The 8,743-nt window shown below is 68.8% G+C and carries 9 protein-coding genes; 3 read left to right on the plus strand and 6 right to left on the minus strand.

Annotation, left to right across the window (positions count from 1 at the left end):
- Window positions 1-54 precede the first annotated feature (54 nt).
- Both DDF62_RS24625 and DDF62_RS24630 read right to left on the minus strand, forming a co-directional pair.
- Window positions 55-426, minus strand: coding sequence for a hypothetical protein (locus DDF62_RS24625; RefSeq protein WP_116491550.1), 372 nt, complete (start codon window positions 424-426; stop codon window positions 55-57).
- Window positions 427-457: 31 nt separating this feature from the next.
- Entirely contained in the window at window positions 458-1,270 is an 813-nt protein-coding gene (locus DDF62_RS24630) for a universal stress protein (protein WP_116491551.1), read from the minus strand.
- A gap of 180 nt (window positions 1,271-1,450) precedes the next feature.
- On the opposite strand from DDF62_RS24630, the gene DDF62_RS24635 reads away from it, so the two are divergent.
- Together DDF62_RS24635 and DDF62_RS24640 are read left to right on the plus strand one after the other, a co-directional pair.
- Window positions 1,451-2,092, plus strand: coding sequence for a YfbR-like 5'-deoxynucleotidase (locus DDF62_RS24635; protein ID WP_116491552.1), 642 nt, complete (start codon window positions 1,451-1,453; stop codon window positions 2,090-2,092).
- A complete protein-coding gene (locus tag DDF62_RS24640; protein WP_116491553.1) occupies window positions 2,089-3,087 on the plus strand; it encodes an NUDIX hydrolase in 999 nt (332 codons plus the stop codon). The genes DDF62_RS24635 and DDF62_RS24640 overlap by 4 nt, the downstream gene beginning before the upstream one ends.
- 269 nt (window positions 3,088-3,356) lie before the next feature.
- On the opposite strand, the gene glyS is transcribed toward DDF62_RS24640, so the two are convergent.
- From glyS to DDF62_RS24660, 4 genes are all read right to left on the minus strand, one after another.
- Complete coding sequence (gene glyS / locus DDF62_RS24645) at window positions 3,357-5,465, minus strand: glycine--tRNA ligase subunit beta (protein ID WP_116491554.1); 2,109 nt, start codon at window positions 5,463-5,465, stop codon at window positions 3,357-3,359.
- A 5-nt stretch (window positions 5,466-5,470) separates the two neighbouring features.
- The gene (locus tag DDF62_RS24650; RefSeq protein ID WP_116491555.1) at window positions 5,471-6,367 is read right to left on the minus strand and encodes a glycine--tRNA ligase subunit alpha; all 897 of its coding nucleotides are present in this window, start codon (window positions 6,365-6,367) and stop codon (window positions 5,471-5,473) included.
- A gap of 98 nt (window positions 6,368-6,465) precedes the next feature.
- On the minus strand, window positions 6,466-7,491 hold the full coding sequence (locus DDF62_RS24655) for a fasciclin domain-containing protein (protein WP_116491556.1): 1,026 nt from the start codon (window positions 7,489-7,491) through the stop codon (window positions 6,466-6,468).
- 95 nt (window positions 7,492-7,586) lie between these two features.
- Window positions 7,587-7,937, minus strand: a complete 351-nt coding sequence (locus DDF62_RS24660; protein WP_101718941.1) for a DMT family protein — start codon at window positions 7,935-7,937, stop codon at window positions 7,587-7,589.
- A 314-nt stretch (window positions 7,938-8,251) separates the two neighbouring features.
- Here DDF62_RS24660 and DDF62_RS24665 point away from each other — a divergent pair, with 314 nt between their 5' ends.
- Window positions 8,252-8,590 carry a P-II family nitrogen regulator gene (locus tag DDF62_RS24665; RefSeq protein ID WP_035046383.1) on the plus strand — a complete coding sequence of 113 codons (339 nt, stop codon included), beginning with the start codon at window positions 8,252-8,254 and terminating at the stop codon, window positions 8,588-8,590.
- The last annotated feature ends 153 nt before the right edge of the window (window positions 8,591-8,743 follow it).

Genomic DNA, 8,743 nt, shown 5'->3' on the forward strand with positions numbered 1-8,743 from the left:
CTCCGGCCCTCCGGGCCACCTCCCCCTTCAGGGGGAGGATCTCCGTCTCAGGCTTCAGATCGGCGTGACTTCCATCACCTTGTAGGTCAGCGGCCGGCCGTCCTCGTCGGTGACGGTGACGTACTCGCCGACGGCGAAGCGGTGCTCGCCCAGGCGGTGGACCGGCTCGTCGTCGATCTGGTCGTCCTCGTCATAGTCGAAGAACCAGCGCTCGCCGCGCCGGGCCAGGCGACCGTCGGCCGCGTCCTCGTCGGGAGCGAAGCGGCGCACCGCGCAGTCCTTCCTCGCCTTGGCGTACTGGGCCTCGTCCAGGTGACCGTCGGCCGTCAGCGGCGCGGTCAGGGCGTAGCCGCGATGATCGTCGCCGCCGGCGAATTCGGTGCCCGGATTGCGGGCCAGACGCATGACGATGCGCGATAGGGACATGGACTGCCTCCTTCTTGTTGGTTGAAACGGGTCAGTGCGACAGGAAGAGCGACGGGCCGTCGGCGTTCAGCAGGCTGCGCGTCGTGCCGCCGAAGATGAACTCCTGCAGTCGTGGGTGGCCGAAGGCGCCGGCGACCAGGAAATCGGCGCCCTCCGCCTTGGCCGCCTCCAGCAGCAGCTTGGCCGCGTCGTGCGAACCTTCCAGCACCCGCACCTGGGCCGAAACGCCCCGGGCGGCCAGGAAGTCGACCATCCGGGCCAGCTCGAAGCTGCGCGACGAGGCCGCCGGCGCGCCGGCCACCACCACCCGCGAGGCCTTCTGCAGCAGCGGCAGCGCCGTGCGCAGGGCGCGGCTGGCCTCCTTGCCGCCGTCCCAGGCCACCAGCGCCGTCCCGCCGACCTTCAGACCCTCGCGAGCCACGACTACGGGCCGCTGCTCGTCGGCGATCATCTGCTGGAAGGCCTCGGCCAGCGGGCCCTTGCCGCGCGCGGCGGCGCTGTCGAAGACGATGACGTCCGACAGCCGGCACTCCATGGCCAGCCCCGCCCAGACGGGCGATTCCAGCGTGGTCACGCGCGACTTCGGATAGCCCACGGCCGCGACCATGGTCTCGACGGCGTGCGCGCCTTCGACGGCGGCCTCCTTCAGGCTTTCCAGGGCCGTGACCTGCACGCCGCCCATGAACCCCTCGCCCATCCACGGCATCAGGTCGGCCACGTCGGCCGGGGCGTGGACGGCGGCCAGTTCGGCGTCGAAGGCGCCCGCCAGCACGGCGGCGGCCCGCAGCACGCCCTCGTCAGGCTTGGCTCCCGCCAGCGGCGCCATGATCCTTGCCCAGCTCATGATCCATCCTCCTTTTGCCTGGCGCGTGACGGTCGTCGAAACCGGTCTCCACTTTCGACTGTCACGCGCCTCGGTACGCTTTCTGACAAAACGCATTTCCACAGGCGTCGGGCCGGGCCATCATTGATCTTCATCAAGCGATGCGGCACTCAAACCACCTTCACCATAAGGAACGATCTCGTGGCCAAAGGGCTGCATAAAAGCCCTCCGAGGGCGTGGCAGCGGATGCTGTCGGGACGCCGGCTGGACCTGCTGGACCCCTCGCCCATGGATATCGAGATCGAGGACATCGCCCACGGCCTGGCGCGCGTGGCCCGCTGGAACGGCCAGACGATCGGCGACCACGGCTTCTCGGTGGCCCAGCACAGCCTGGTGGTCGAGGAGATCGCCGCCCACATCAAGCCCGACCTGGAGCCGCGCTGGCGCCTGGCGGCCCTGCTGCACGACGCCTCCGAATACGTGATCGGCGACATGATCAGCCCTTTCAAGGCGGCGCTGGGCGTGTCGTACAAGGACTTCGAGGCCCGGCTGGAAGACGCCATCCACATCCGCTTCGGCCTGCCGGTGAAGACCCCGGCCCCGGTCAAGAAGCTGATCAAGCAGGCCGACCGCGCCTGCGCCTTCTTCGAGGCCACCCAGCTGGCCGGCTTCGAGCACGGCGAATCCCTGTCGATCTTCGGCGCGCCGCCGGCCGGCTACGACCTGAAGATCACGCCCCTGCCCCCGTTCGAGGCGCAAGGACGCTACGTCCAGCGCTTCCACGTGCTGTCCAAGGCGGCCGGCTACGAGTCGGCGCCGGGCGAAGCCTTCGAGACCGAATGACGGCTCCGCCAGCAGCCTCTTCCGGCATCGTCATCGGCCTGTCGGCCGTGGTCGTCGCCGTGCGCGACGGCGAGGTCGTGGTGCTGACCGTACGGCCGCACGACGCGATCACCGACATCGCCTCGCCCCTGCCCGGCCTGCCCTTCGGCCCCTTCGACCCCGAGGGCCACCGCACCTTCGAGCTGGCCCTGCGCGCCTTCGTCACCGAGCAGACGCGGTTCCAGCTGGGCTATGTCGAACAGCTCTACACCTTCGGCGACAAGGGCCGCGACGCCCCGCGCGCCGAGGTCGGGGCCGGCGCGGCGCGCGTGGTCTCGATCGGCTATCTGGGCCTGACGCCCAAGGCCACCGACACGCAAGCCCCCGACACCGCCTGGGCGCCGTGGACCCGGTTCTTTCCCTGGGAAGACTGGCGCGCTGGCCGCCCGGCCCTGCTGGACGAAGCCATCGCCCCGGCCCTGCGCCGCTGGGCCGGCGACGACGCCGACCGCCTGTCGCGCGCCCGCCTGGCGTTCGCCCTGGACGGCGCGCCGTGGAACGAGGAACGAGTGCTCGAGCGCTACGAGCTGCTCTACGAGGCCGGCCTGGCGCCCGAAGCCGCCCGCGACCGCGATCGCGCCGACGGCCACGACCCGGCCGAGCCGGTCGCCCTGTCGGCCGCCCTGGGCGAGCCGATGATCTCCGACCACCGGCGCATCCTGGCCACGGGCCTTTCGCGCCTGCGCGGCAAGATCAAGTATCGCCCCGTCGCCTTCGAACTGATGCCCGCCGAGTTCACCCTCTCGGCCTTGCAGCGCACCGTCGAGGCCATCGCCGGTGTGCCGCTGCACAAGCAGAACTTCCGCCGCGTGGTCGAACGCGAGGACCTTGTCGAGGGCCTGGGCCGCCTCGACAGCGAGACCGGCGGCCGCCCGGCCGAGCTGTTCCGGTTCCGGCGGGAGATCCTGGGCGCCAGGCAAGCCGGCGGGCTGTCGCTGCCGCTGCTGCGGGAATGACGGGAGAAATTGAGCGACGGTTGACGCTCGTCCCCGACCTGCGGCCGACGGCGCGCTGATGGTCGAGGAGGCCGACGGCACCGACGCGGTCAACGCCAAGCGGTCGGATGTGTGAGTAGAGGGAGAACCTCCCCCTCTGGGGGAGGCGGCCGAAGGCCGGTGGGGGGGACGCTTTCAGCCGCCGCGGCGTATGGCCGTTTCAGCAACCACTCCCCCCACCGATCGCTTCGCGATCACCTCCCCCACAGGGGGAGGTTCCTTGGAGGCGATCAGCCCGCAACCAACCCGAAATCCGCCACCAGCCCCATGGCCGCGCGGACGGCGGCCAGGGTCTTGAGGCGGTTGTCGCGGTGCTCGGGGTCGTTGACGAAGACGCCGTCGAGATAGGCGTCCACCGGGCCGCGCAGCTCGGCCAGCTGGGCCATGGCGTCGGTGAAGTCTTCCTTGGCCAGCGCGTCCTTCAGCGGGCGGTCCAGCAGGCGCAGGGCCTGGTAGAGGCCAACCTCGGCGGCGCTGTCGGCGGCGGGCTCTTCGGCCTGGCCTTCCGGCAGCGGCCCCTTCTTCTCCTCGGCCTTGAGGATGTTGGAGGCGCGCTTGTAGCCGGCCAACAGGTTCTTGCCGTCGTCGGTCTTCAGGAAACCGTCCAGGGCCTCGACCCGCGCGACGATGCGGGCGAGGTCGTCGTCGCCCAGGGCGAACACGGCGTCCACCAGGTCGTGGCGCTTGCCCTGGTCCTTCAGAGTCACCTTCAGGCGGTCGGCGAAGAAGGCAATCAAGTCACGGACGACGGTTTCGTCGATGAGCACCGGTCCACCTTCGACCAGCTTCCCCTCGTCAGTCGCCTTGAAGCGCCAGAGGCCTGCGGTGGCCGCTTCATGGGCCCTGGCATGCGCAGGCTTTAGAACCTCGCTCAGCGGGAAACGCTTACCCGCTTCCAGGATGATCCGGATCACGCCCAGCGCCGCGCGACGTAGCGCATAGGGATCCTTCGAACCCGTCGGCTTCTCGTCGATGGCGAAGAAGCCCACCAGCGTATCGAGCTTATCCGCCAGGGCCACGGCCACGCTGACCGGCGCGGTCGGGACGGCGTCCGACGGGCCCTGCGGCTTGTAGTGACCTTCAATCGCGGCGGCGACCTCGGCGTCGAGGCCGAAGTGGCGGGCGTAGTAGCCGCCCATGACGCCTTGCAGCTCGGGGAACTCGCCGACCATCTGCGAGGTCAGGTCGGCCTTGGCCAGGCGCGCGGCTTCCTTGGCCTTGGCGACATCGGCGCCGACCAGGGGGGCGATCTCGCCGGCCAGGGCGACGATGCGATCGACGCGCTGAGCCATGGTGCCCAGCTTGGCGTGGAAGGTCACGCCCTCCAGCTTGGCCAGCCACGGCTCGAAGCCGGTCTTGACGTCCTCGTCCCAGAAGAAGCGGGCGTCGGCCAGGCGCGACGACAGCACCTTGGCGTTGCCCGCGGCGATCACCTTGCCGCCGTCCTTGGCCTCGATATTGGCCACGGTGATGAAGTGCGGGGCCAGGCCCGCCTCGCCCGGCTTGCGCACGGCGAAATACTTCTGGTGGGTGCGCATCGAGGTGCGGATCACCTCGGGCGGCAGGTCGAGGAACGACGGGTCCATGTCGCCCAGCACCGGCGTCGGCCATTCGGCCAGGCCCGCGACCTCCTCAAGCAGGCCGATGTCCTCGACCAGTTCCAGGTGACGCGCGAAGCACAGGGTCTTGCAGCCTTCGAGGATGCGTTCCTTGCGCTCCTCGACGTCAAGCACGACGTAGTGAGCCTCCAGGCCCGCCGCGTACTCGTCGAAATCCTTGGCGACGAAGGGCTTGGCGTCACCCATGAAGCGATGGCCCTCGGTGACGTCGCCGCTGACGATGCCGTCGATCTCGAACGGCACCACTTCACGGTCGAGCACGCAGAGGATCCGCTTGAGCGGCCGCACCCAGCGCAGCTTGCCCGTGCCCCAGGTCATCGACTTGGGCCAGGCGAAGCCGCGGACGATGGCTTCCACCATCTCGGCGACGATCTCGGCGGTCGGGCGGCCCTTCTTTTCGACGAAGGCCATCCAGACGCCGTTCTGCTCGACCAGCTGGTCCTGCGTCAGGCCGGCCTTGCGCAGGAAGCCGTCCATGGCCTGCTGCGGAGCGCCGACGCGGGGACCTTTGAGCTCTTCCTTGCGGTCGGCCTGGGCCAGCGGCAGGCCTTCGGCCACCAGGGTCAGGCGGCGCGGGCCAGCGAAGGTCTTCAGAGCCTCGGGCAGGAAGCCGGCGGCGGCCAGGTGCTCGCGCGCCATGCGTTCCAGGTCCTTGGCGGCCTGGCCCTGCATGCGGGCGGGGATCTCTTCGGAGAACAGTTCGAGAAGCAGTTGAGGCATTGGAGTTACGCGGCTTCCTGCAGCTCGACCCACTTCTGGGCGCACATCTTACAAAGGTCGCGGATGCGGCCGATGTAGGAGGCGCGCTCGGCGACGGCGATCGCGCCGCGGGCGTTCATCAGGTTGAAGAGGTGGCTGGCCTTGAGGACCATGTCGTAGGCGGGCAGGACGAGGGTCTCGTTCTTGTAGGAGCGGGCCAGCATCAGCGGCACCTGCTCTTCCATCTGCTCGAACTGCTGCTTGAGCACGGCCACGTCATAGCCGTGGAAGTTGGCTTCCGACTGCTGGCGCTCGTTGGCCAGGAAGACGTCGCCATAGGTCAGCGCGCCCAGCGGCGAGTCGGGATCGTTGAACGGCAGGTCATAGACGTTATCGACGCCGAACACGTACATGGCCAGGCGTTCCAGGCCGTAGGTCAGCTCGCCCGCGACGGGCGATACGTCCAGGCCGCCGACCTGCTGGAAGTAGGTGTACTGCGACACTTCCATGCCGTCGCACCAGACTTCCCAGCCCAGACCCCAGGCGCCGACGGTGGGGTTTTCCCAGTCGTCCTCGACGAAGCGGATGTCGTGGGTGCGCAGGTCCAGGCCGATGGCCTCCAGAGAACCCAGGTAAAGGTCCTGCATGTTGGCCGGGTTCGGCTTCAGGATCACCTGGTACTGGTAGTAGTGCTGCAGGCGGTTGGGGTTCTCGCCATAACGGCCGTCGCCCGGGCGGCGCGAGGGCTGGACATAGGCCGCGTTCCACGGCTTGGGGCCGAGCGCGCGCAGCACCGTGGCCGGATGCAGCGTCCCCGCCCCCACTTCCACGTCGTGCGGCTGCAGGATCACGCAGCCCTTTTCGCTCCAGTAGTTGTGGAGCGTCAGGATGAGGCTTTGAAATGATTTGGGGGCGGCGGGCATGACGTCCGAACAGGGGCCTGAAAAAGTCGGCGGACCATAGGGCCCGCCGACTGTCGCTTCAAGCGAAGTGGACGTCGTTTGTTACGCCGTCTTCGTACTTAGTTGCCCTTGGCGCCCGAACGCTTGCCGGCGTTCGACAGCGGCGCGCCGTAGGCCTTGCGGTTCTCGGGCGTGTCGGCGACCGGCGGGTTGGAGACGACGTTGGCGTCGCCGGCCTTCAGCGTGGCCTGTTGATCCGGGCTCATCGACGAGGCCGGCAGCGTGGCCGAGGTCGGCGCGGCCGTGCCGGTGTCGGCGACCGGCGCGGTCGTGGCGGCGGTGGGATCGGCGGGAGCCGGAGCCGTGGTCGGGTTCAGGGCCTGGTCGGCGGGAGCGTCGGTCGCCGAGGGCGTGGTCGCCTGGTCGGGCGCCGGCGTGGCGGCCGGGGCCGTCTGGGCCGCGACGTCGGCGCCCGCATCCGTCGCCGACATGGCGTCGGCGTTCGTCGTGGCCGAGGCCATGCTGGTGGCGGCGTCATCGGTGGCGGCCGCGGCGGCCTGGATCGGAACGTCCTTGGGGATCAGCACCTTGTCCACCACGTGCAGCACGCCGTTGGTGGCCATGACGTCGGCCTGCACGATGTTGGCGCCGTCGACCATCGGCGAGGCGCCGCTGCCGTCCAGCGTCACCGACGAGCCCTCGACCGTCTTCACCTCGCCCTTGGCGCCGGTGATCTTGGTCGAGTCCACCTTGGTGTTGATCACGTGGTAGGTCAGCACCTTCTGCAGCTGGGCGGCGTTGGCCGGCTGCATCAGGCGATCGAGTTCACCGGCCGGCAGGGCCGCGAAGGCCGCGTCGGTGGGCGCGAACACCGTCAGGTTCGGATTGCTCTTCAGCACGCTGGTCAGGTTGGTGGCATCCAGGGCCTTGAGGAAGGTCGTGAACTGGCCCGAAGCCTGGGCCGTGGCGATCAGGTCGCCGTTCGGCGTCACCTTGGCGGCCGGGGTCGCCGGGGCCGAGGTGGCGGCGGGCGGCGCGGCGGCCGGCGGCTGGGCCGGAGCCGCCGGATCGGCGGTCTGGGCGATGGCGACGCCCGACAGCAGCGCCATGGCCGCCGCGGCGGAGAGGAAGCGCGTCACATACATGGCCTGGTCCTTTCGCTTGAAACTCAGGCCGGCTTTACGCTCCAGATTGCGACTCCGTTGCAGCCCATCACGGGCTCGTGATCCAGACTTCGCCGTTACTTGAAGAAGAACACCAGCGCCGCGCCCGCAAAAATCAGCACAAAGCCCAGCATCGTGGTCCAGCGGATGGCCTCGCCGAGATAGAAATACGAGAACAACGTGAAGACGATCAGGGTGATCGCTTCTTGGCCGGTCTTAAGCTGGGCCGTGGAATAGACGCCGTGCCCGATGCGGTTGGCGGGCACCGCCAGCATGTATTCGGGAAGCGCGATCAGCCAACTGCTGAGGATCGCCACCGGCAAGGCCAGCGGCTTGCCCTTCAGGTGGCCGTACCAGGCGTAGGTCATGAACACGTTGGAGCAGATCAGCAGGCCCCAGGGGGCGATCTTGGCCCACAGGGGCGTCATCGGAGAATCCTTCGGAACGGCGGAAGAGCCGTCATTGTAGACGTTGCGCGACGCCGCGCGCCACGGCGCCGCTGGACGACGTATTTGCCGCAGAAGCGCGCAAACTGAGCGATCGATGATACTTTTTAAGGCGCCTTGCCTCTTTCGTTTCCAATTGCCTACCCCGCACCCCCGCTCGGGAACCGTGACCGATAGCGTACGAGCGCCGGGGAAACGACGCGGCCGCATCCGGCGGCGTCGCGGTGATCGAGTGAGCAAATCCGCTCTAGCCATCAACAAGGGGGGTCCGCCCAAGGCGGACCGGAGCAAGCCGGATGAAACTGATCATAGCGGTCGTCAAACCCTTCAAGCTGGACGAGGTCCGCGAGGCGCTGGTCGCCGCCGGCGTCGAAGGCCTGACGGTGTCGGAAGTGAAGGGTTACGGCCGCCAGAAGGGCCAGACCGAGATCTATCGCGGCGCGGAGTACCAAGTGAACTTCGTGCCGAAAGTGAAGCTGGAAGCCGTGGTGGACGATGCGTCCGCGGCCAAGGCGGTCGAAGCGGTCAAGGCCGCCGCGGCCACGGGCAAGATCGGCGACGGCAAGATCTTCGTCCTCAATGTCGAAGAAGCCGTACGCATCCGGACGGGCGAAACTGGCCCGGCCGCTCTGTAACGATCGTCGGGGAAAGGGGATACCAACGATGAAATTGACCTTTAAGCCGCTGGCCGGGCTGATGCTCGCCGCGACGCTCGCGGGGGCGCCGCTCGGCGCGACCGCCTTCGCCCAGGAGGCCGCACCGGCCGCCGCCGCCGCGCCCGCCGAGGC

It is taken from the genome of Caulobacter radicis, assembly GCF_003094615.1.
Classification (GTDB): Bacteria; Pseudomonadota; Alphaproteobacteria; order Caulobacterales; family Caulobacteraceae; genus Caulobacter; species Caulobacter radicis.

Bases quoted from the DNA above. Each gene is read 5' to 3' on its own strand.
- DDF62_RS24625 (WP_116491550.1), bottom strand. From the start codon at position 426: ATGTCCCTATCGCGCATCGTCATGCGTCTGGCCCGCAATCCGGGCACC.
- DDF62_RS24630 (WP_116491551.1), bottom strand. From the start codon at position 1,270: ATGAGCTGGGCAAGGATCATGGCGCCGCTGGCGGGAGCCAAGCCTGAC.
- DDF62_RS24640 (WP_116491553.1), top strand. From the start codon at position 2,089: ATGACGGCTCCGCCAGCAGCCTCTTCCGGCATCGTCATCGGCCTGTCG.
- glyS (WP_116491554.1), bottom strand. From the start codon at position 5,465: ATGCCTCAACTGCTTCTCGAACTGTTCTCCGAAGAGATCCCCGCCCGC.
- DDF62_RS24650 (WP_116491555.1), bottom strand. From the start codon at position 6,367: ATGCCCGCCGCCCCCAAATCATTTCAAAGCCTCATCCTGACGCTCCAC.
- DDF62_RS24655 (WP_116491556.1), bottom strand. From the start codon at position 7,491: ATGTATGTGACGCGCTTCCTCTCCGCCGCGGCGGCCATGGCGCTGCTG.
- DDF62_RS24660 (WP_101718941.1), bottom strand. From the start codon at position 7,937: ATGACGCCCCTGTGGGCCAAGATCGCCCCCTGGGGCCTGCTGATCTGC.
- DDF62_RS24665 (WP_035046383.1), top strand. From the start codon at position 8,252: ATGAAACTGATCATAGCGGTCGTCAAACCCTTCAAGCTGGACGAGGTC.